19 protein-coding genes, 1 other RNA gene and 1 riboswitch are annotated in these 22,263 nt (G+C 61.0%); of the genes, 11 read left to right on the top strand and 9 right to left on the bottom strand.

The features are described 5' to 3' along the window. Nucleotides 1-191: 191 nt before the first annotated feature. Together rnpB and rsmI are read right to left on the bottom strand one after the other, a co-directional pair. Nucleotides 192-545, bottom strand: an RNA gene (gene rnpB / locus HYE77_RS11440) — RNase P RNA component class A. Nucleotides 546-640: 95 nt separating this feature from the next. Continuing rightward, nucleotides 641-1,546: a 16S rRNA (cytidine(1402)-2'-O)-methyltransferase gene (gene rsmI / locus HYE77_RS11435; protein WP_161635740.1), complete on the bottom strand. Its 906-nt coding sequence runs from the start codon at nucleotides 1,544-1,546 to the stop codon at nucleotides 641-643. 176 nt (nucleotides 1,547-1,722) lie between these two features. On the opposite strand from rsmI, the gene HYE77_RS11430 reads away from it, so the two are divergent. The 4 genes from HYE77_RS11430 to HYE77_RS11415 all read left to right on the top strand — a co-directional run bounded on the left by HYE77_RS11430 (nucleotide 1,723) and on the right by HYE77_RS11415 (nucleotide 5,169). Then, the gene (locus tag HYE77_RS11430; protein ID WP_177068796.1) at nucleotides 1,723-3,534 is read left to right on the top strand and encodes a penicillin-binding protein activator; all 1,812 of its coding nucleotides are present in this window, start codon (nucleotides 1,723-1,725) and stop codon (nucleotides 3,532-3,534) included. Further along, a complete protein-coding gene (locus HYE77_RS11425) occupies nucleotides 3,534-3,905 on the top strand; it encodes a YraN family protein (protein ID WP_076014393.1) in 372 nt (123 codons plus the stop codon). The genes HYE77_RS11430 and HYE77_RS11425 overlap by 1 nt, the downstream gene beginning before the upstream one ends. Before the next feature lie 92 nt (nucleotides 3,906-3,997). After that, nucleotides 3,998-4,591, top strand: a complete 594-nt coding sequence (locus HYE77_RS11420; RefSeq protein WP_003216190.1) for a phosphoheptose isomerase — start codon at nucleotides 3,998-4,000, stop codon at nucleotides 4,589-4,591. Further along, entirely contained in the window at nucleotides 4,588-5,169 is a 582-nt protein-coding gene (locus tag HYE77_RS11415) for a BON domain-containing protein (protein WP_003216188.1), read from the top strand. The genes HYE77_RS11420 and HYE77_RS11415 overlap by 4 nt, the downstream gene beginning before the upstream one ends. Nucleotides 5,170-5,236: 67 nt before the next feature. Here HYE77_RS11415 and HYE77_RS11410 read toward each other — a convergent pair whose 3' ends face one another. After that, the gene (locus tag HYE77_RS11410) at nucleotides 5,237-6,007 is read right to left on the bottom strand and encodes an OmpA family protein (RefSeq protein WP_032899265.1); all 771 of its coding nucleotides are present in this window, start codon (nucleotides 6,005-6,007) and stop codon (nucleotides 5,237-5,239) included. 218 nt (nucleotides 6,008-6,225) lie between these two features. Continuing rightward, complete coding sequence (locus HYE77_RS11405) at nucleotides 6,226-6,870, bottom strand: MBL fold metallo-hydrolase (RefSeq protein WP_003216184.1); 645 nt, start codon at nucleotides 6,868-6,870, stop codon at nucleotides 6,226-6,228. A 179-nt stretch (nucleotides 6,871-7,049) separates the two neighbouring features. On the opposite strand from HYE77_RS11405, the gene HYE77_RS11400 reads away from it, so the two are divergent. Genes HYE77_RS11400 through HYE77_RS11380 form a run of 5 tightly spaced genes read left to right on the top strand, consistent with a single transcriptional unit; the run spans nucleotide 7,050 to nucleotide 10,863 of the window. Beyond that, nucleotides 7,050-7,646 carry a paraquat-inducible protein A gene (locus HYE77_RS11400; RefSeq protein ID WP_177068795.1) on the top strand — a complete coding sequence of 199 codons (597 nt, stop codon included), beginning with the start codon at nucleotides 7,050-7,052 and terminating at the stop codon, nucleotides 7,644-7,646. Beyond that, entirely contained in the window at nucleotides 7,643-8,287 is a 645-nt protein-coding gene (locus tag HYE77_RS11395) for a paraquat-inducible protein A (RefSeq protein WP_003216181.1), read from the top strand. Before HYE77_RS11400 ends, HYE77_RS11395 begins: the two co-directional genes overlap by 4 nt. Then, on the top strand, nucleotides 8,268-9,923 hold the full coding sequence (locus tag HYE77_RS11390; RefSeq protein WP_003216179.1) for an intermembrane transport protein PqiB: 1,656 nt from the start codon (nucleotides 8,268-8,270) through the stop codon (nucleotides 9,921-9,923). Before HYE77_RS11395 ends, HYE77_RS11390 begins: the two co-directional genes overlap by 20 nt. Nucleotides 9,924-9,940: 17 nt before the next feature. Further along, nucleotides 9,941-10,495, top strand: a complete 555-nt coding sequence (locus HYE77_RS11385; RefSeq protein ID WP_008434246.1) for a membrane integrity-associated transporter subunit PqiC — start codon at nucleotides 9,941-9,943, stop codon at nucleotides 10,493-10,495. A 23-nt stretch (nucleotides 10,496-10,518) separates the two neighbouring features. Beyond that, nucleotides 10,519-10,863, top strand: a complete 345-nt coding sequence (locus HYE77_RS11380) for a hypothetical protein (RefSeq protein WP_003216175.1) — start codon at nucleotides 10,519-10,521, stop codon at nucleotides 10,861-10,863. 9 nt (nucleotides 10,864-10,872) lie between these two features. On the opposite strand, the gene HYE77_RS11375 is transcribed toward HYE77_RS11380, so the two are convergent. From HYE77_RS11375 to HYE77_RS11355, 5 genes are all read right to left on the bottom strand, one after another. Continuing rightward, complete coding sequence (locus HYE77_RS11375) at nucleotides 10,873-13,602, bottom strand: LuxR C-terminal-related transcriptional regulator (protein ID WP_177068794.1); 2,730 nt, start codon at nucleotides 13,600-13,602, stop codon at nucleotides 10,873-10,875. A gap of 309 nt (nucleotides 13,603-13,911) precedes the next feature. Continuing rightward, complete coding sequence (locus tag HYE77_RS11370) at nucleotides 13,912-15,276, bottom strand: DUF1329 domain-containing protein (protein ID WP_003216172.1); 1,365 nt, start codon at nucleotides 15,274-15,276, stop codon at nucleotides 13,912-13,914. 43 nt (nucleotides 15,277-15,319) lie between these two features. Further along, nucleotides 15,320-17,179, bottom strand: coding sequence for a DUF1302 domain-containing protein (locus HYE77_RS11365; protein WP_008434252.1), 1,860 nt, complete (start codon nucleotides 17,177-17,179; stop codon nucleotides 15,320-15,322). 331 nt (nucleotides 17,180-17,510) lie between these two features. Continuing rightward, nucleotides 17,511-19,193 (bottom strand): fatty acid--CoA ligase, encoded by a 1,683-nt coding sequence (locus HYE77_RS11360; protein ID WP_134327311.1) that lies wholly within the window; start codon nucleotides 19,191-19,193, stop codon nucleotides 17,511-17,513. Between the two features lie 131 nt (nucleotides 19,194-19,324). Then, on the bottom strand, nucleotides 19,325-19,957 hold the full coding sequence (locus HYE77_RS11355; protein WP_003216169.1) for a LysE family translocator: 633 nt from the start codon (nucleotides 19,955-19,957) through the stop codon (nucleotides 19,325-19,327). An 84-nt stretch (nucleotides 19,958-20,041) separates the two neighbouring features. Between HYE77_RS11355 and HYE77_RS11350 the strand changes: the two genes are divergently transcribed. Continuing rightward, nucleotides 20,042-21,007: a 2-hydroxyacid dehydrogenase gene (locus HYE77_RS11350; protein WP_003216168.1), complete on the top strand. Its 966-nt coding sequence runs from the start codon at nucleotides 20,042-20,044 to the stop codon at nucleotides 21,005-21,007. Nucleotides 21,008-21,037: 30 nt separating this feature from the next. Beyond that, entirely contained in the window at nucleotides 21,038-22,036 is a 999-nt protein-coding gene (locus tag HYE77_RS11345) for a class I SAM-dependent methyltransferase (RefSeq protein ID WP_177068793.1), read from the top strand. A 51-nt stretch (nucleotides 22,037-22,087) separates the two neighbouring features. Beyond that, nucleotides 22,088-22,207, top strand: a riboswitch (yybP-ykoY riboswitch). The last annotated feature ends 56 nt before the right edge of the window (nucleotides 22,208-22,263 follow it).

Here is a 22,263-nt window from a genome sequence, read left to right as displayed (position 1 = left end):
ACGAGAGTTTGACGGCGATTTTGACTCAACAACACCAAATAGCTCAAAGAGCTAAGGCTTAAAGTTAAAGTAATTTATTAAGAGTAAGATTTTTTCGGTATTACGAAGACGCATCTGCTGACGATTCAGCAGGGAGGGATTCTCGCGTTACTACCAGGTTCCTGCCCGAGATTCGGACAGAAGGAAAAAAGGTGGAGAGTCGATCTGTAAGCCGGGTTCTGTCTTGAACAGTCATTCGTCTACGATGGCCATCACTGGACATCTTTAGCAACCTACCCGGTCCCAGCGCGGGCCACGCCTTGGGACCCTATTTGGTCTTGCTCCAAGTGGGGTTTACCTAGCCACGAACTGTTGCCAGTCGTGCGGTGCGCTCTTACCGCACCTTTTCACCCTTACCGGTACCGAAGTACTTAGGCGGTTATTTTCTGTGGCACTTTCCGTAGGCTCACGCCTCCCAGGCATTACCTGGCACTTCGCCCTATGGAGCCCGGACTTTCCTCCCCCCTCTAATTTTCATAGAAGGCAGCGACTGTCCAATCGACTCTCCGCCGCGCAGGTTAACGGCACGGCGGCGTTAGAACAAGTATTAAAAGACACTAATGCCATCATGTTCAGACGGAGTGCAGGTTAGAACCCGGAACTATTCGCCCTTTTGTTTATCCAGCGCCACTTGATACAGGACGTTCTTGCGTACGCCGGTTATTTCCGCGGCCAATGCAGCGGCGCGCTTCAATGGCATCTCCTTGAGCAGCAGGTCAAGAATGCGCATTGCCTCGCTGCCCACGGCATCTTCGCTTTCCGGCGCCGACCAGCCGGCTACCAGCACCACGCACTCGCCGCGCTGCTGATTGCTGTCGCCCTCGACAAATTCGCGCAGTTCCTGCAGCGGCAAGCCCTTGAGGGTTTCGAAGGTCTTGGTGATTTCTCGCGCCAGCAGTGCCAGGCGATCGCCGCCGAACACCAGCTCCATATCTTGCAGGCACTCAAGGATGCGGTGCGGGGCTTCGTAGAAGATCAGCGTGCGTGGCTCTTCCTTTACCAGTTCCAGGCGCGCCCGGCGCCCGACGGCCTTGGCGGGCAGGAAGCCTTCGAAGATAAACCGGTCCGACGGCAAGCCAGCAGCAGACAATGCAGCAATCAGCGCGCACGCTCCTGGAACAGGCACTACATTGATACCAGCCGCCCGCGCCTGGCGAACCAGATGATAGCCAGGGTCGGAAATCAGCGGCGTACCCGCATCCGAGATCAACGCCACGTCATCACCCGCCAGCAAACGAGTGATAAAACGACTGCCTTCTTCACGCTCGTTGTGTTCGTGACAGGCGGCCAAGGGGGTCGGAATACCGAAATGCTGCATCAACCGCTGGGAGTGCCGAGTGTCTTCAGCCGCGATCAGTTTTACGTCGCGCAACACTTTCAGCGCACGCGCACTGATGTCGTCCAGGTTGCCAATGGGCGTCGCCACGACAAAAAGCGAGCCTGCAGTGGAATTCAAAGGACCTGGAGCAGTCAAAACGCACACCTCGATGGTTGGCAAAAGCCACATTGTAGCGCGTAGACGCCTTGAATATATGCCCTCGGGGCGGGTTCGATTTCAGCCGCCTATTGGGTCCTGCAACATTTACACGACCTAAATAGACGGTTTCACGCCAGTAACATCGCGCCCCGGCCAGTGCTTGGGTACAATTCCACGCTAATTTGATCGGTATCAGGAACACTTACATGATCGCTTGCCTGCGGCTGTTCTCTGCCCTCTGCCTCGCTGCCCTGTTGGCGGCTTGCGCCAGCTCGCCCTCGTCCAGCCTTGGCGACCTCCCCCGGACTCCGGATGCCAGCATCGAGCAACTGCTCGAACAGGCGACTTCGGCCAAGACTCCGGAAAAAGCCGCGCTGTTGCGCTTGAGTGCGGCTGACCTGGCGTTCCACCAAAACAATCCGGGACGCTCGGCGCAGATTCTTGCCCAGGTGCCACTGGACGTCCTGAAACCGGCGGCGCAGGTATTTGCTAGCACCCTGTCGGCTGAACTGGCGATGGCCCGCAACCAGCCCAAGGCAGCGTTGACGGCCTTGAATCACCCGAGCCTGCAAAGCCTCAAGGAACTGCCGCCTGAACAGCAGATCCGCACGGGCACCGTGCATGCCCGCGCCTATGAGGCCGACGGCCAGACCCTGGCCGCCGCCCGCGAGCGCGTCGCCATGGCCCCGCTGCTGACGGGCGATGCCTACAACAGCAATCACGAAGCCATCTGGGCACTGATTGCCGCCTTGCCTGCCGATCAGCTGCAAGCCAGCGGCAACCCGACGCTGGACGGCTGGATCAGCCTGGCCCAGGCAGTCAAGGGCGCCGGCACTCTGGAGCAACAGCAGGCGGCCATCGACACCTGGCGCGCCCAGAACCCTGGCCACCCGGCAGCCTCGCAATTGCCGCAGCCGCTGACCAAGCTCAAGGAGCTGGCCAGCCAGCCGCTGAACAAGATCGCCCTGCTGCTGCCGCAGGAAGGTCCGCTGGCCGGCGTTGCCAAGGCGCTGCGCGAAGGCTTCATGGCCGCGCACTACCAGGCTGAACAAGCCGGGCAGAAGCCGCCGGTGATCGAGTTCTACGACAGCTCGCGCCTGACCTCCATCGACGACTTCTACGCCAAGGCCCAGGCCTCCGGCGTGCAACTGGTGGTCGGCCCGTTGGAGAAACCGCTGGTCAAGCAACTCAGCGCACGCCCGCAATTGCCGATCACCACCCTGGCCCTGAACTACAGCGAAGCCGACCAGAACCCGGCGCAACTGTTCCAGTTTGGCCTGGCCGCTGAAGACGAAGCCCGTGAGGTGTCCCGTCGTGCTCGCGCCGATGGCCTGCACCGCGCCGCCGCCATGGTGCCGAAAGGCGAATGGGGCGAGCGCGTCTACAAGGCATTCCGTCAGGATTGGGAAGCCAATGGCGGCACCGTGGTGGGCGTCGAGTACGTTGACCAGCCGGTAGCCCTGGCCCAGCAGATTGCCGACCTGTTCCAGCTGCGCAAGAGCGAAGGCCGCGCCAAGAGCCTGCAAAGCACGGTAGGTTCGGATGTTTCCGCCCAGCCATCGCGCCGCCAGGACATCGAGTTCATCTTCCTGGCCGTGACTCCGCAACTGGCCCAGCAGATCAAGCCGACCCTGAACTTCCAATACGCTGGCGACGTGCCGGTGTATGCGACGTCCCACGTGTTCAGCGCCAGTGGCGACAAGAACCAGTACCTGGACATGACCAACGTGATGTTCTGCGAAACCCCTTGGCTGCTGAACACCACCGACCCGCTGCGCAACCAGGTCGCCGCCCAATGGCCGCAAGCCAACGGCAGCCTTGGCCGCCTGTACGCGATGGGTGTGGATGCCTACCGCCTGGCGCCGCGCCTGGGGCAGCTCAAGGCACTGCCGGACACTCGTGTCGACGGCCTGTCGGGCAACCTGGGCGTCAGCGCCAGCCAGCGTGTCGACCGCCAGATGCCATGGGCGAAGTTCGTCGGTGGCGAGATCCAGCGCCTGCCTGATACCCCGCGCTGATGCCCGAGCGGTCAAGCGCACAAAGCGGCAAGGACGCCGAACTTCAAGCTCTCGAGTACCTGCAACAACAAGGTCTGCGCCTCCTGGCGCAGAACTGGTTATGCAAACGCGGCGAGCTTGATCTGGTCATGCTTGACGGCGATACAGTAGTATTTGTCGAAGTCCGCTACAGAAAACACGCACAATGGGGTGGCGCGCTCGCCAGTATCGACGGGCGCAAGCGCCAGAAGTTGATACTCGCCGCGCAGTTTTTCCTGCTCAAGGAGCGTCGCTGGGCCGATCATCCCTGCCGTTTCGATGTGGTTGCCATAGAAAGCACTCCCCGGGGAACAGCCGATCTGAACTGGCTGCAAGATGCCTTTGACAGCTGATTCGCCGGACATCTACACCGCACACTTTTGCTCTTTGCTTTGCGGGCTGCACATTCCTGTGCCAAACAGCCGCGCTACTTAAGGTCACACAGATGGACATGCAATCCCGAATTCGCCAGCTTTTCCAGGCCAGTATCGATACCAAGCAACAGGCGATGGACGTACTTGCACCGCACATCGAGCAAGCCAGTCAGGTCATGGTCAACGCCTTGCTCAACGAAGGCAAAATGCTTTCGTGCGGCAACGGCGGTTCGGCCGGCGATGCCCAGCATTTCTCCTCCGAGCTGCTCAACCGCTTCGAGCGTGAGCGCCCGAGCCTGCCGGCCATCGCCCTGACCACCGACACCTCGACGATCACCTCGATCGCCAACGACTACAGCTACAACGAAATCTTCTCCAAACAGATCCGCGCCCTTGGCCAGCCGGGGGACGTCCTGCTGGCGATCTCCACCAGCGGTAACTCGGCGAATATTATTCAAGCGATCCAGGCCGCACATGATCGTGAAATGATTGTCGTAGCATTGACCGGACGCGACGGCGGCGGCATGGCCTCGCTGCTGTTACCCGAAGACGTGGAAATCCGCGTCCCGGCCAATGTCACCGCACGTATCCAGGAAGTCCACCTGCTGGCGATCCACTGCCTGTGCGATCTGATCGACAGCCAACTGTTCGGGAGTGAAGAATGACCGTTAAACGCCTTAGCCTATTGGCAATCACGCTGTGCCTAGGCATCAGCGGCTGCAGCTCGGTAATCGAAGCGAGCCGCGACACGCCCATCCAGGACGATAAAGGCACCCGCACTTTCGGCAGCAAAATCGATGACTCACTGATCGAGACCAAGGTTTCCGTCAACGTGTCCAAGGCCGCTCCAGACCTGGGCAACGGCGCGTCGCGCATCGTGGTCGTCAGCTTCAACGGCGTGGTGCTGCTCACCGGCCAAACCCCGCGCGCCGACTTGAAGGCCCAGGCTGAACAAGCTGCCGCCACTGTGCAGCGGGTCAAGAAGGTTCACAACGAACTGCAGGTGATGGACCCGATCACCCTGCTGGCAATCAGCAACGACGCCCTGCTGACCACCAAGATCAAGACCCAGATGCTGACCGACAGCGCCATTCCCGGCTCTCGGATCAAGATCGTCACCGACAACGGCATCGTCTACATGATGGGCCTGCTGACCCAGGCAGAAGCCACCCGCGCCGCCAACCTGGTACAAAGTGTGTCCGGCGTACAGAAGATCGTGAAGCTGTTCGAATACATCGACTGATTTATCGTCAGCCACAAAAAAGGGCGCCATGCATGGATTGCACGGCGCCCTTTTTATTGACTACAGGTTACTGGTACTGCTGGTACGGGTTGCCCTGGAACTGGTTGTTCTGCTGCGGCGCCTGTTGCTGCTGGGCGGCAGGCTGACCGTACTGCTGGCCCGGGATCGGGCCCAGGTTGACCTCCACACGACGGTTCTGGGCACGGCCATTGACATCGGCGTTGCTGGCGATCGGGTTATCCGGGCCGGCACCGCGGGCACTCAGGTTGGTCGGGCTGACACCTTGGGAGGTCAGGTAATTGGCCACGCTCTGCGCACGACGCTGGGACAGGTCCATGTTGAGCTGACGGCTGCCGGTGCTGTCGGTGTAGCCAACGATCTGGATGGTGTTCTGGTTGAACTGCTTCAGCGAGTTCGCCAGGTTGTTCAGCGGCGTGTAGAAGCTGCTGGAGATCGCATCCGAGTTGGTGGCGAAGGTGATGTTACCCGGCATGATCAGCTTGATCTGGTCGCCCTGGCGCTGCACTTCGACACCGGTGTTGGCCATGCTGGCGCGCAGTTTCTTTTCCTGCTGGTCGGCGTAGTAGCCGTAGCCCGCACCACCGATACCGGCGACGGCAGCGCCGATCAGCGCACCCTTGCCGCGGTTGTTGTGGTCGATGGCTGCACCCGCCAACGCACCAGCCAGGGCGCCCAGGCCACCATACTTGGCGGTATTGCTCACACCGGAAGAGCCACCACCCTGTGCCTGGCTGCCGTCATAAGGATTAGGTGAAGCGCAGCCCGACAACAGGGCTACGGCAGTAGCAACAACAAGCAGACGACGAGAAGTGAACATGAAGGAAGCTCCTACTTTTGCATTCGGTGATGCAGAGGACATTGGCATTGGACCTGTGCCGAGCTTGGAACACGACAAACGGTAAAAATTCCATCTCCACACAAGCCCGGCCACACTCAAACCCTAGCAGAGACTTCCTGAACGGTAATTGTCATTTTCTCTATATGTTTCGTCTGATAGTTGCCACTTGGTATCCGAAAAACTACCCACATTTTCCTTCACGCGCGGACAAACGGATTCTCACGCATTTCATCTCCCAGGCGCGTATCCGGACCGTGCCCTGTCACCACCACCGCCGCTTCATCCAGAGTGTAGAGCCGTTGCTTGATCGAGCGCACGATGGTCGCCTGGTCACCGCCCCACAAATCCGTACGGCCCACGCCCCGCCGAAACAGGGTGTCGCCGGCAATCAGCAACTTCGCATCGGCGAACCAGAAACTCATCGAGCCGGGTGTGTGTCCAGGTGTATGCAAGGCAACCCCGCAACCACAGGCCAGCTCTTCTTCATCCTCCAGCCAACGATCCGGCGACGGCACTGGCGTGTAAGGCACGCGGAACATCTGGCACTGCATTTCCAGGTTGTCCCACAGAAACTGGTCTTCCTTGTGCAGGTGCAGGGTAGCGCCGGTTTTTTCCTTCAACTGCCCGGAGGCCAGGAAGTGATCGAGATGGGCGTGGGTGTGAATAATGCTGACCACTTTCAGGCCCAGCGCATCGAGGCGCGCCAGGATCAGCTCATGGTTGCCGCCCGGGTCGACGACGATGGCTTTTTTGGTGACGGGGTCGCCGATGATCGTGCAGTTGCACTGCAACGGGCCTACCGGGAACGTTTCGCGGATCAGCGCGGGAGACTGAATATTCATGGGTATTCCTGCAAATTCAAAGGCACACTCTTTTGTACTGCATTCTGGCGCACAGTATGTTCGACCCTGCACCCGATCCGAAAGCGCTCGCGAGCGCACGGCTGTCAAACCCGGCAACTGCTAAGCTACTCTGGCGCCAGTCATACAACGCGCAACGTATAGCGCATGGAGTGGGACTTATGGCGACCCTCAGCCCATTGATCATCTGCGAACACTGCGATTGCGTGTACAAAAAAGTCACGCTCGCCAAACATCAGAAGACCCTTTGCACCCGCTGCGCAGGCGTACTCCAGCGTTATAACGGGCTGTCGGTGGAACAACGCCTGGCCCTGACCCTGACCGCCACCGTGCTGTGGATTTTCGCCAACTTCTACCCGGTGATGAGCATCAGCCTGCAAGGCCTGAAAAGCAGCGCCACGTTATGGGATTCGGTGGTCGCACTGGCCCAGGGCCCGATCACCTTCATCGCGCTGGTGGCGGCGATTTCCATCATCATCGCGCCGGTGTTCCAGTTGCTGCTGTTGATCTGGGTGCTGGGCTTTGCGATGAAGGGCAAACGCTCGCCGGCGTTCAAGCTGTGCATGCGCTGGCTCGAAGCGCTTCGGCCCTGGAGCATGCTCGAAGTCTGCCTGCTGGGCGCCATGGTGGCGGTGTTCAAACTCGCCGGCATGCTGGATGTATTGCCCGGCACCGGCCTGTTTGCCCTGGCCGCCCTCAGCCTGTTGCTGATCCGCATTGCGGGGCGTGATATTCGCGACCTGTGGGACATTTTATGAGCCGTCCACCGACCGCCAGCGAGCTGAACCTGTGCCTGTGCCACAGCTGCGGCCAGGCTTGCGACGTCAGCACCGCGCCCGACGAATGCGAGCGTTGCGGCGCGCCGCTGCACCGGCGCAAGGTCCATTCGCTGACCCGTACCTGGGCCTATATGCTGACGGCGCTGGCGTTTTACGTGCCCGCCAACTTACTGCCGGTGATGAACACCTCGATGCTCGGCTCGGGCGCCGACAGCACCATCATGAGCGGCGTGCTGGAGTTCTGGCAGCACGGCGCCTGGGACATCGCCCTGATCATTTTCATCGCCAGCATCGCGGTGCCGGGTATCAAGTTCGTCGCATTGACGTTGCTGCTGGTCACCGTGCAGCGCAATAACCAGTGGGCGCGCAAGGAGCGCTCGAAGCTGTTTCGCTTCGTCGAAGTGATTGGCTACTGGTCGATGCTGGATGTGATCGTGGTGGCCTTGGTGGCCGCCCTGGTGCGGTTCCAGGCCCTGGGCACCATCGAGCCGCGCCTGGGCATTCTGTTCTTTGGCCTGGTGGTGGTCTTCACCATGCTCTCGGCAATGAGTTTCGACCCGCGCCTGATCTGGGAAAACCCACACAACGAGGAGATGCCGGATGGCGTCGCAAACCACTGACAAACCGCAGCCTGCGGGCTCGCCTGCGATCAAGACGCGGCGCTTCAGCGTCTCGCTGGTGTGGATCGTGCCGATTGTCGCGGTGCTGGTGGGCATTTCGCTGGTGGTGCACAGCATCCTTCAGCAGGGGCCGAGCATTACCATTACCTTCAAGACCGGCAGCGGCCTGACCGCCAACAAGACCGACGTGAAATACCGCAACGTGGTGATCGGCCAGGTGACTGATGTGGAGTTGAGCGACGATCAGAAAAGCGTCAACGCCACGATCAAACTGTCCAAGCAGGCTGAAAGTTTCACCCGTGAAGACTCGCAGTTCTGGGTGGTGCGCCCACGTATCGGCGCCGGTGGCGTTTCCGGTATCGACACGCTGCTCTCCGGGGATTACATCGGCGCCGATATCGGCCAGTCCGATACCCGCGCCAACCGGTTCACCGGCCTGGAAAACCCGCCGCCCATTACCTATGGCGAACCGGGCAAGCGCTTCACGCTGCACACCCAGGATCTGGGTTCGCTGGATATCGGCTCCCCCGTGTACTACCGCAAGATTCCCGTTGGCCAGGTGGTGGCCTACGCCCTGGACGCTGACGGCAAGGGCGTGAACATCGACGTGTTCGTGCATGCACCCAATGACGCCTACGTCACCGAGAACACCCGGTTCTGGAACGCCAGCGGGATTGATGTGAGTGTCGGCGCCAACGGGTTTGCGCTGAAAACCGAATCCTTGTCGTCCATGCTGGTGGGCGGCATCGCCTTCCTCGCCCCGCCCTACAGCCCAAACGACAAGCCGGCCGACGAAGAACACTCCTACGAACTGTTCGCCGACCAGCAAACCGCGCTGGCCCCGCCCAATGGCAAGGCGCAATACCTGAACCTGCGGTTCGACCAGGCCTTGCGCGGGCTTACGGTGGGTGCGCCAGTGGAGTTCCTGGGTATCGAATTCGGCAAAGTGGTGTCGATCAACCTGGATTTCGACGAGAAAAAACGCAGCTTCCCGGTCAACGTCGGCATCGTGATCTACCCGCAGCGCCTCGGCGAAGCCAACACCAAAATGCTCACGGTCTTGAAGCATGACCCCAACGACGAAGCCGGCGGTGTGCGCCTGATAGGCAGCTTCATCGAACACGGCCTGCGCGCCCAGGCCCGCAGCGGCAACCTGCTCACTGGCCAGCTGTATATCGCCCTGGACTTCTTCCCCAAGGCCGACAAAGTCGTGTTTGACCCGAACCTGCGCCCCGTCAGTATTCCGACCATCCCCGGCAACCTGGAACAACTGCAGGAAAAACTCGAAGGCATCGTCAACAAGATCAACCAGCTGCCGATCGAGCGAATTGCCGGCAACCTCGACGGCAGCCTGGTGGAACTGCGCAAGGGTCTCGGCCAGTTCAACGCCAAGACACTGCCGGGGGTGCAAAACACGCTGGCCGACGTGAGTAAAACCCTGCAATCCGCCAGTTCGACCCTGGCCGAGGATTCGCCGCAACGGGAACAGTTGACCCAGACCCTGGACGAACTGAGCCGCATGTCGCGCTCCCTGCGAGAGCTGTCGGACTACCTGGCACGCCATCCCGAATCGCTGATTCGCGGTCGCCCCGACAACGCCGCGCCCTCCGACCTGCAAGGGCCACCGCGCAAATGACCACAGGAGCAACCACCATGGCTTTGCCGCTGAAGATCACGCTGCTCACCGGGTTGCTGCTGCTGACGGCGTGCCGCAGTGAGCCCATTCAATTTCATACCCTGACGCCGGTGCAGCGCAGCAATGCGTCATTGGCCGCGGGGGGCGAGATCCGGATTGAAAGCATCACGGTCCCGCCACAGGTCGACCGGCCACAGATTGTCATCCGCCAGGGTGACAGCGGCGTGGCCATTCTCGAGACGCAATGGTGGGCTGCCAGCCTGGTGGATGAGTTGCGCAGCGCGCTGGTGGATCAACTCGCCAGCAGCCGGAAAAACCTGGCGGTGCGCATTGAGGTCCAGCGCTTTGACTCGATCCCCGGGCAGTACGCCCTGCTCGACGTCAAATGGCGGCTTCGCCAGACGGGCACGGACGAACGCACGCCGCTGACGTGTCGCACGGTGGTGCAGTCGCCATCCGGCCCGACCATTGACGACCTGGTGATCGCGCAGCAAAACAACGTCAAGCGGTTTGCCGCGCTGCTCAGCCAGGCCGCCGACAAGTCATCGAGTGAGTGCCCCGCCGTGCGGTAAACATTGATCCAGGGGATCGAGCCATGCGCACATTCTGGAAGTGGTATCAGCAACTGCTGGAGAATGACTTCAGCACCCAGGTCTTCGACAATGTGAAGAACCTGCTGGTATGCGCGCTGTTGTTTGCTGCGGGCACCAACGCACTGGCCGGGAAACATGAGCTGTTCCTCGGCATCCTGGCGTCAAGCGTGGCCGGGTGGGGCTTGATCGTGGTCTCAAGCTTGCTGATGGTGCTGAATGTGAGCGATGGCATCCGCCGGCTCGCCAAGCTGCGTTATCACCTGGTCCTTCAGCTGCTGCTTATCCTGATCTATGTGCTGGTGGCAGCCCGCGTGGTGGAAATCGTCTGGGGCTTTCGATCCCATTGATCCAGGTTTCTACCCCAGCAATCCCATCTCCTGCGCCCGCGCCACCGCCTGTGTGCGCCGCTCCACCCCGAGCTTGCTGTTGATATGGCTGGCGTGGGTTTTCACGGTGTGCAGGGAGATAAACAGCTGATTGCTGATCTCCTGGTTTGAACAACCCTGTGCGATCAGGTGCAGCACCGCCAGTTCACGGGCGCTCAGGGTCTCCAGTGTGTGTGGGGTTTCAACTACTGCAACATCCGGCAAGAGTGCCAGCAGGCCCTGGTTCATCAGTCCATGGGGATCCCGAGACAGCTGCTCCCGCGTCCACTCGGGATAGCGTTCCAACAGGCGCTGGAAAGGTTGCATCGCGCCACCGGCAGCCGCTTCAAGCGCGCGGGCAAACACCGGGCGGGCCTGGGCTTCCTGGCCACCGTCCAGCAGTAACAGTGCCTGCTGGGTCAGCGCCATCAGGCTGATCATCTGCCGGCCGCTGTTATGGGCCTGGCGTGCCAGTTCATCGAGCCGTTGCAGTGAAGCCGCCGGCTGATGACGGATGGCGTCGAGTGCCGCCTGTTGCAACTCGATATGTTGCGGCAGGTGCGGGTGGAACTCCGGTGCGGCAGCGGCCTGTTCACCGTTGTAGGTTTGCCCCAGCCGCGTCAGCCAGGCATCGGCCAGGTCGGTGCGCCCCTGAGCCAGCCAAAGCTCGCATTTGACCAGGGTGATCATCGCCAGATAGAAAATCGGCGGCACGTCCCAGATATGCATCAAGCGCTCGGCCTCGGCCAATTCGGCAAAGGCCACGGAGAAGTCGCCACGGCGACCTTCGAAGCTGGCGATCACACAGTGGCCGATCAACACGCTGATATCCCGACAGGCTCGCGCCTCCGTCAATCCGGCACGCAGCCGAGCGAGCCCGGCTTCAGGCTGGCAGCGCATCAGCAGCAAATAGCCTTCGTACAACGCCAGGCGCGCGCGCACTGCGTACAGCCGTTGCGGCGCCAGGCCTTGCAAACGTTGCAGGCCCTGGCGCACTTCATCCAGTGACCGCAGGATCTCGCCACGGGCCTGCAGTACACGCGCTCGGTCGTAATGGGCCAGCGCTTCAAACAATGGATTGCCGACCCGCTGCGCCAACTCCAGGGATTCGCGGTTCAGGCCGCGGGCGCGCCACAGGTCGGCGTCGACAATGGCCAGGTTGGACAGGGTCGACAGGCACATCAACCGCTGGCCATAGCGTTTGTGCGGCAGGCTTTCCAGAGCCTCGCTGCAATACGACTGGGTCAGCTCACGATCACCACGGCCCCGGGCAATAATCCCGCTGAGGGCCAGCCATTGCGCCAGCATCGACTTTTGCGCGGTGGCCGACGGGGCCGGTAAAAAACGGCTGAGGTGGCTGGCCAGTTCCTGCGCCGCATCCAGCTGGCAGGCCAGGCCCAACGCCCAGCTGTAGAGCACGATCAGGCGTGGCGTACTCATCAGCAAACTGTCGGGCAAGTCCATTTTCCAGCGCAGCAGCATGCCGACATTCTGCTCCGCCAGCAGTTGCTCTTCGGACAGGTTCTGCACCAGGTTTGCCGCCACATCCAGGTGACCCGCACGCAGCGCCTGCTCCACTGCCTCGTCGATCAAGCCCTGGGCATTGAACCAGCGGCAGGCCCGCAGGTGCAGGCTGGCTGCCGGCAACACGGCATTGCTCGCGCGCCGGGTGCGCAGCAGGTCGGAAAACAGATGGTGATAACGGTACCAATGGCCCTGCTCGTCCAGCGGCACCAGGAATACCTGGTGGGCTTGCAGGTAGCGCAGGATTTCCGTGCTGTCGTGGGCCTCGCGCACGGCGTCGCACAGCTCGCTGCAAAAGCGCTCCTGGGACGCGGTGTCGTAGAGGAACGCCTGGACTTCCGAGGGCAGGCAGTCGATGACTTCTTCGAGCAGGTAATCGCGGATCAGCCCTTCCCCGCCGTGCAAACCCTGGGGCAGCGTACCTTCGCTGCCGGCCTCGGAAGCCGCCAGCAGCCAGAAACGCAGGCCGGCCACCCAGCCTTCGCTGCGCCGGATCAGGTTATCCAGGGCTTCACCACGCAATGAACTGCTGTGGCGATCCAGCAGCGCCAGGGATTCGCCGTGAGTCAGGCGCAGGTCCTGCTCGTGCAGTTCCAGCAAATGCCGGGACAGGCGCAGGCGGGCCAGGTGCCAGTCGGGACGCTGGCGGCTGGTGACCAGCACCAGCAGGCCGTCGGGCAGATGATTGAGGAAAAATTGCAGGCAGCGGTCGAGTACCGGGCCCTGGGCCAGATGGTAGTCATCCAGCACCAGCAACAGCGGCGCCTGGGTCGACAGGTGCACCGTCAGCTCATCCAGCAGGCCGTCGAGCCATTCTTCAAAGGCGAAGGGTTGGTGACGCTGGCGCATTTTCAGCAGGCCCAGGGATTGGGCGCCCAACTGCGGGAAGTATTGCTGCAAGCCGTCGAGCAGGCGTTCAAGGAAACGTCCCGGGTCATTATCGCGAGGACTGAGCCCCAGCCACAGGCTTTGCCAGTGGGCCGGCAGGCTCTGGCAGAACTCCACCGCCAGCGAACTCTTGCCGAACCCGGCCGGGGCGCTGACCAGCAACAGACGCCCGGCCAACCCTTCACTCAGCCGTTCGCACAGGCGCGGTCGCAACACATAGCCGTCAGGCAGTGGGGGTCGATAGAAGCGCCCTTCCAGGGTCGGAATCACCGCGCTGGCAGGCCCTTGAATTCGGGACAGATCAGTCATCGCCGGGCTCTTGTAGAAGGCTGTTGTCGGCATTGCAGATGTCCGCAGACTAGCGGTAAAAGCGGCAGCTTTGTAGATCTTTGCAACATTTGTCTGAAAAAGACTACAACAAAAAATATCCGGACTTCTTCTGGAACGACCCACACTCTGTGGCGAGGGAGCTTGCTCCCGCTAGAGTGCGCAGCGCTCCCGTTTTTGGGGCTGCTACGCATCCCTGCGGGAGCAAGCTCCCTCGCCACCGTGGTCGCGCAAAAAAAAGCCCCGAACCAGTCGGGGCTTCTTCGAGGATGCGGCCTCGTTTACAGCAAGTTAGCGAACACCATCCTGGCGCAGAGCCGCCGGGGTGAAGTCGCTGGTGGTGGCGGTGAAACCGAAGTCATAGGCCTGTTTCTCTTCGTTCTTCATGCCCAGTGCCAGGTAGCGGCCGGACTGCAGGTCGTAGAGGGTTTCGAGGGCGTACCACGGCACTTGCTTGTCGTAGTAGTTCTCGGCATGGGCTTCCGCCACGCGCCACAGCTGGCCACGACCGTCGTAGTGGTCGATGACCGCGGCTTGCCAAGTGTCTTCGTCGATGAAGAAGTCACGCTTGGCGTAGATATGGCGCTGGCCTTCCTTCAGGGTTGCAACCACATGCCACACGCGGCGCAGCTCGTAGCGCGCCAGGTCCTGGTTGATGTGGCCGGCCTTGATGATGTCGACATACTTGAGCTTCGGATCGTCGAGTTTGTAGCTGTTTTCGGCGATGTACAGTTCCTTCTTGCCTTCCAGTTTCCAGTCGTAGCGGTCCGGTGCACCGTTGAACATGTCGAGGTTGTCGGAGGTACGCAGGCCGTCGGCGGCGGTACCCGGGCCGTCATACGACACTTGCGGTGCCCGGCGCACACGACGCTGGCCGGCGTTGTAGACCCACGCCGAACGCGGCTCTTTCACCTGGTCGAGGGTTTCGTGCACCAGCAGCACACCACCGGCCAGACGTGCCGGCGCAGTCACTTGCTGCTTGAAGTAGAACAGGATGTTGCCCGGGTTTTTCGGGTCGTAGTCCTTCATCTTGTCGCGGAACACGAACTGATCACGGAAATACACCAGGCTGAACGAGCCGTTGGTTTGCGGCGTGGCCTGGGTCACCAGGCGGGTCACGCTGCCGCCGCGATAGCGGGTGATGTGGTTCCAGATCACTTCAACGCCGCTTTTCGGAATCGGGAACGGTACGGCGGTTTCAAAGTTTTCCAGGCCGTTGCCGCCGGACACCAGGTTGGTGCTGGTGGCGTTTTTCTTGATGGCGGCGAACACATCAGCTGGCACCGTGGCGCCGCGATGGGTCGGGTAGACCGGCATCTTGAAGGTGTCGGGGTAGCGCTTGAACATCGCGTACTGCCCCGGCGCCAGCTTGTCCTTGTACTGCTCGACGTTCTGCGCGGTGATGGTGAATTGCGGTTGTTCGTTGGCGTATGGGTTGGCGAGGAAGCCACGGGCATCCACGGCACCGGCGTTGGTTGGCAGCGGCGACCATTTAGGGATGGTGCCGGCCGCGTTACCGGCCATTTCAGCGCCCATCGGGGTCAGGGTCGTGCCGAGCTTGGCGGCTTCATCCGCCGAGACCGCCGCCATGACGCTACCCGCCATGATCGACAGCCCCAGCACACCCACCTGCAACAGATTTTTAGTTATTTTCATGTTCTGGTTCTTCCTTAAAACATACTGCTTAAAGAGAGTGTGCTTAGAAGTTCACGCCAGCGCTCAAGGCGATAAAGTCACGGTCATCCACCGTGGTGAATTTGCCGCCAAAGAAGTTGGTGTAGTTGAGGCTGACGGTGTAGGTGTTCTGGTACTCGGCATCGACACCCAGGCTGACGGCCTTGCGCCCCTCTTCAAAGTTGCCGCCAGGACCTGGCGAGTAGCCTTTGACGTCATGAGACCACGCCACGTTGGGCTTGAGGTTTACACCGGCGAAGACGTCCGGGTACTCCCAGATGGCACGAGCGCGATAGCCCCAGGAGGTGGCCGTGGTGTAGCCGTCGTTGTTGCAGTTGGTGTTCAGGCCAGCGGCGTTCGGCAGACCGGCGCCGTTGGCCGTCGAGTTGTTAAGGGCGTTACAGAACCCGCCTGGCAGCGTGCCAGGACCGAAGACCGGATCTCGGCCATAACGTGCGTCGGATTTGCTTTCCAGGCCACCGACGTGGGTCACGCCAATTTCACCGACCGTGGTCAAACGACTGGCGCCCATGACCTGATCAAAGAAGTGCGTAAAGGTGGTCTGGAACTGCGTCACTTCTTTGCGATTGTAGCCATGCAGATCCTGCCCTGGCGTGCCCTTCAGCACCGAGGCATTCCCGTAGCCCGGAATCGGCGTGACACCCGCATAAAGAATGTCGGTGGTGCTGAGCTGTACTGGGGCATTTGGCCGATAGCTCAACTCACCGCTCCAGGCAGTACCGGTAGGCAGCGTGGTGGAGAAGCTCAAGCCGTACAGGCGGATGTCTTCAGGGTACTCAATGAAGTAGTTGGAACTGCCCGCAACAATCAGCGGCCGCAGCGCACCCAGCGGCCCCAAAGGCCGGGTATAGGCCGATGCTGGCGCACCTTGGGCGCTGAAGATCGGCGCACGGCTGTGGTAGTTCATGAAGTAGGCGCCGAATTCGGTATCCAGCGGCTCGAAGTTGTAGTGCATCGCCACGCCGAACTGGCCGCTGTCGCGGGCGTCACGGTCCGGCCCACGGCGCACCAGCACACCTTCGTTGTTCACATCCACGCCCAGGGCGTTGAGGGTAGGCAGTGCAGCGCCTGGAATGGTCGAGCGCTTGTTCAGCACCCGCAGGTTGTTGTTACAACCATCGGAAACCACATCCGGCTGCGAGAAGAACGTCCCGCAGTTGTCGGTCACCGTCTGGTCCCACTCCAACTGATAGAACGCTTCTGCCGACAAGTTATCGGTCAGCGTCTGCGACACATAGAACATGTTGACCGGGATCAGGCCTTCCTTGATCTCGGCCCCGGGACGACGGAATGCGGACACGTCGATCGGGTTGATGGAGTTGATACCGCCACCAATAAAGGTACTTTCACCCCAACTCACCACCTGCTTGCCGAACCGCACGTTACCTGGCAGATCAGCAATGGTGTAGTTGTGATAGATGAATGCATCGAGAATCTGCCCGCCAGAAGACTTGGCGCCCTCTTTGCGGTTGTTGTTGCTGACATTCTTGAAGTCCAGGTCTTCGTTTTGCAGCGCGAAGTCATACCAGTACTTGCCCCGGACAAACACGCCGGTGTCGCCGTATTTCAACTCAAGGTCATGAATGCCTTTGAAGATCTTCGAGAAGGAATCACCTTTGTCGAAGTTCAGGTGACCGTCATCCGAGGTTTGCGACAACCCCCTGCCACCGTTGTTGGCACCGATCAGGTCTTTATTGCGACCCGCCGTCGACCAACTGGCCCCGACCGACAGGGACGAGTCAAAGCTGCCTTCGATTTCACCGATGTTGAAACTGACGCCGAATGCAGGCCCGGCGAGCGTAGAGGCGAGGCTGACGGCCAAAGGCAGTTTTGCCCGGCGCCAGAACTGGTGTGCTGAGATCATCGACGCTACTCCATGTGCATTATTGTTATGGCAGTGAGTCGTTTCTAAGGGCTTGTAACGGCCGGAATACAACGATTCCAATGCCGGGCGAACAGATGAACCCGCCAGGTTCACAGCACCGCACCTTGAAAAACTCTGGGATGAACTATAGCCAGCAGGGGGTACCGCTTGATCCCTCTAAAGTGTGATTTGCATCACCAACCCGTCTGCCACAGTCCTTTTCGCCATGCTGACGAAGGTCAGCGACGGAAGGATGGCTGAAAATTGGCAAATCACAAGTGAAGGCTTGGACTAGAGCGCTGCCGTGCCCGCGAGGGCACGGCAAGCAGCGTCAGAGGGTGGAGAGGAAGGTGCTGTTGTTGGCCTGCCATTCGATGATGTCGATACGGATACGTTTTTTGTCGAGCTTGCCGACACTGGTCTTGGGAATTTCCGTAACAACGGCGATTTGGCTTGGAATCGCCCACTTGCTCAGGTGGCCCAATTCCACAAACGGCTTGAGATGTTCCTTCAGCTCTTTGGCCCCTATCACATGGCCATCACGCACCACCAGCAACGCAAACGGGCGCTCGCCCCACTGCGGGTCGGCAATCCCCACCACCGCTACTTCGCGTACCGCCGGGTGACGGCTGACCAGGTCCTCAAGGGCCAGCGAGGAGATCCACTCGCCGCCGGTCTTGATCACGTCCTTGATGCGGTCGCGAATATCGATCACGCCGAAGGCATCGAGGGTGGCCACATCGCCGGTGTGCATCCAGCCGCCGGCCCACAACTCGGCGCCCTTCTGCGGCTCGTTGAAATAGCCTTCGCTGAGCCATGGCGCGCGCAGCACCAGCTCGCCCTGGGATTCACCGTCGGCGGGCAGGAAGTTGCCCTCGCCATCGATGATCGCCGCTTCCACCAATGGGCCGGGCACGCCGGCCTTGATGCGGTAGGTGGTGCGTTCGTCTTCGGTGCCGGCCATCAGTTCTTCATTGAGATGGGCGCAGGACACCAGCGGCCCGGTCTCGGACATGCCGTACGCCGCCGTCAGCTGAATCCCGCGGGCCTTGGAGGCTTCATACAGCGAACGATTGAGGGCGCTGCCGCCGATGACGATTTTCCATCCGCCGAAATCCACGCCCTGGCCGGCCTTGGCGTTGAGCACCATCTGCAGGATGGTCGGCACACAATGGGAGAAGGTGACCTTCTCCTTGCGCCACAGCTCCACCAGGTATTCGGGGTCGTAGCGGCCTGGATAAACCTGCTTCAGGCCGAGCATGGTCGCCACATACGGCAGGCCCCAGGCGTGCACGTGGAACATCGGAGTGATCGGCATGTAGACGTCGTTGGTGCCCAACAGACGCACGCTGTCGACGCTGCCCATGATGGTCGCCACGCCCATGGTGTGCAGCACCAGTTGGCGGTGGGTGAAGTACACGCCCTTGGGATTGCCCGTGGTGCCGGTGGTGTAGAAGGTGGTGGCGACGGAGTTTTCGTCGAAATCCTCGAAGTCGTAGCGGGGGCTCGCCGCCGCCAGCAACGTTTCGTACTCACCCACCAGGTTGGGCAGCTCGGCGGTTTTGTCCGCGCCGTCGGTGAGCAGCAGGGTTTTGTCGACGGTGGTGAGGTGGCCGGCGATGGCCTGGTAGAGCCCGACGAACTCGCTGTTGACCAGCACAAAGCGGTCCTCGGCGTGGTTCATGGTGTACAGAATCTGTTCCGGGGACAGGCGCACGTTGATGGTGTGGATTACCGCACCAATCATCGGAATGGCAAACATGCATTCCAGGTAGCGGTGGCTGTCCCAGTCCATCACGGCCACGGTATCACCGGCCTTGACCCCGGCCTCGGTCAGCACATTGGCCAGGCGGGCGACGCGCTCGATCAGGGTCGGATAGGTGTAGCGCAACTGGTCGCGGTAGACGATTTCCCGGGTCTTCTCGTAGCGTGTCCCGGACATCAACAGGCGTTTGATCAACAGCGGGTATTGGTAGGCGCCTTCGGCGGGCGGGATAACACGAGTCTGCAACATACGAATCCCTTATCTGACTGCACGGTCTTGGCTGAAACATCTGCACTTTAGAGCGCTTATGTTTCAGCCAAATCAGCCAAAGGAATGATTTGCAGAACCCAATGAATGCTAGCTTTGAGCCAGCATCCGGCTTATTTCATGCTGGTAAAGGCCAGCTTCACACCGATGGCAATCAGCACCGCGCCCATGGTGCGGTCGAACCAGTGGCCCATGCGTGCAAAACCGGCGCGTACGCGTTGCTGGCTGAACAGCATGGCCACCAGGCAAAACCAGATCGCGGTCGCCACGGCCAGGTACACGCCGTAACCGGCCTGGACCGCCAACGGCGTGTGGGGATTGATCACCACGGTGAACAGCGACAGGAAGAACAGCGTGGCCTTGGGGTTCAAGCCGTTGGTGACAAACCCTGAGGTAAACGCACCACGGGCAGTGCGCTCGCCCGCTTCCAGGTGCAGGTCTTCTTCACTGGCAGGCTTGGCCGGCTGGGCGCGCAGGGCCTTGAAGCCGATGTACAGCAGGTAGGCCGCCGCCGCCCATTTCAGCGCATTGAACAGCACGATGGACTGGGACACGATCAAGCCGATGCCCAGCAGCGAATACCCCACGTGCAGGAAAATCGCCGAACCGACGCCCAACGCCGTCCAGGTGCCGGCCCGTCGGCCATGGGTCACGCTTTCACGTACCACCACGGCGAAATCCGGGCCAGGGCTGGCCACCGCCAACAGGTGAATCAGTGCCACGGTCAAGAACTCGGTGAGGTACATGCACACTCCAGGAAGTAACTGATTATTTCATCTGATAGGCTCGGCAGATTACGCCTTCGAATCCCGCCGCAAAAGGTACAGTTGATGACGAACAATCGCCGCGCCGTCTTCCTTGATCACCCTTCCCTGGACCTCGGGGACCTGGACCTCAGCGGGTTGCAGGCACTCTTCAGCGAACTGAGCCTGCACCAGCAGACCACACCCGAAAACATTATCGAACGCCTGCAAGGCGCGCAGGTGGCGATCAGCAACAAGATCGCGCTGAATGCCGAGACCCTGGCGGCCTGTCCCGAGCTGAAGCTGATCCTGGTGACCGCCACCGGCACCAACAACGTCGACCTCGCTGCCGCCCGCGCCCACGGCGTTACCGTGAGCAATTGCCAGGGTTACGGCACGCCATCGGTGGCGCAGCATACGATCATGCTGCTGCTGAACCTGGCGACGCGCCTGAACGACTATCAACGGGATGTGCAGGCGGGGCACTGGCAACAAGCCAAGCAGTTCTGCCTGCTGGACTACCCGATCGTCGAACTGGAAGGCAAAACCCTCGGGCTGCTGGGCCATGGTGAATTGGGCGGTGCCGTTGCGCGCCTGGCTGAAGCCTTTGGCATGCGCGTGATCCTGGGTGCGATTCCAGGCCGCCCGGCCCGCGCCGATCGCGTGCCGCTGGATGAGTTGCTGGCGCAGGTCGACGCGCTGACCCTGCACTGCCCGCTCAACGAACACACCCGCGACTTTATCGGTGCCCGCGAACTCGCCTTGCTCAAGCCCGGCGCGTTTATCGTCAACACCGCCCGTGGTGGCTTGATCAACGAACAGGCCCTGGCCGATGCCTTGCGCAGTGGGCACCTGGGCGGCGCGGCGACCGATGTATTGAGCGTGGAACCGCCGGTGAACGGCAACCCGTTGCTGGCCGGCGACATCCCGCGCTTGATCGTCACCCCGCACAACGCCTGGGGCAGCCGCGAAGCCCGGCAGCGGATCGTCGGCCAATTGATCGAAAACGCTCAGGGCTTTTTCAGCGGCGCCCCGCTGCGTGTCGTCAGTTGATAAACTGCGCCCCTTTTCAAGGAGCAGACCATGGATCCGCGCAGTGAAGTACTGCTTCGCCAGGCCGAACTTTTTCAAGGCGACGTGCTGCTGGTGGGCTTGCCCGCCGACGACCTGCTGGGCCGCCTGCCCAATGCCCATGGCTGGAGCTGGCACGCCGGCGACCAGGCCGCACTGGACGCACGTTTTGCCGAGCGCAGCCAGTTCGGTGTGAAGGTGCCCGAGCGTTCGTTCGAGACCGCGGTGGTGTTCCTGCCCAAGTCCAAGGACCTCACCGACTACCTGCTCAATGCCGTGGCGGCGCGTTTGCCCGGCAAGGAGTTGTACCTGGTGGGGGAGAAGAAAGGCGGCATCGAAAGCGCGGCCAAGCAACTGAATCCGTTCGGCAAGCCGCGCAAGCTCGACAACGCGCGGCACTGCCAGTTGTGGCTGGTGACGGTGGCCAACGCCCCCGAGCCGGTAGAACTGGAGAGCCTGGCGCAGGTGTTCGAGGTGCCGCTGGCTGAGGGCCCGCTCAAGGTGTTGAGCCTGCCGGGCGTGTTCAGCCACGGTCGGCTGGATCGCGGTACCGCATTGCTGCTGGAGCATCTGGACAAGTTGCCGAGCGGTCACTTGCTGGATTTCGGTTGTGGCGCGGGTGTGCTCGGGGCAGCGGTCAAGCGTCGCTACCCGCATAACACGGTGACAATGCTCGACGTGGATGCCTTTGCCGCTGCCAGCAGTCGCCTGACATTGGCGGCCAATGGCCTGGAAGCCGAGGTGTTGACCGGTGATGGCATCGACGCTGCTCCGATGAATCTGAACGCGATTCTGAGCAACCCGCCGTTCCACGTCGGGGTGCACACCGATTATTTCGCCACCGAGAACCTGCTGCGAAAAGCGGCCAAACATCTGGCAAAAGGCGGCGAACTTCGCTTGGTCGCGAACAGCTTCCTGAAGTATCAGCCGCTGATCGAAGAGCATCTTGGGGTGTGCGCAATCAAGGCAGAAGGCCAGGGTTTTCGCATTTACCGTGCCAAGCGCGGCTGAGATCTTTTTCCAAAAGAAGGCTTGCCGAATGGATTTTGCCTAGGCAGAATCCGCTCCGTCCTAGGGGAGTAGTCTCCCACGAGCGCCACGCTCGTCCGGCATACGTCAACATACTTGGTCAACAGGCCATGGCGTATGCGACCCAGGAGTCCGCACAGACGGACCGGGGTTTGACAAGACCTATGACACGAACACCTTACCCGGGGCGGGAAGGCTGTACGTGTCAT

Origin of the sequence: Pseudomonas sp. IPO3774 (assembly GCF_013386835.1) — a bacterium.
Lineage (GTDB): Bacteria > Pseudomonadota > Gammaproteobacteria > Pseudomonadales > Pseudomonadaceae > Aquipseudomonas.
This window is presented reverse-complemented; position numbering and strand designations above follow the sequence as displayed.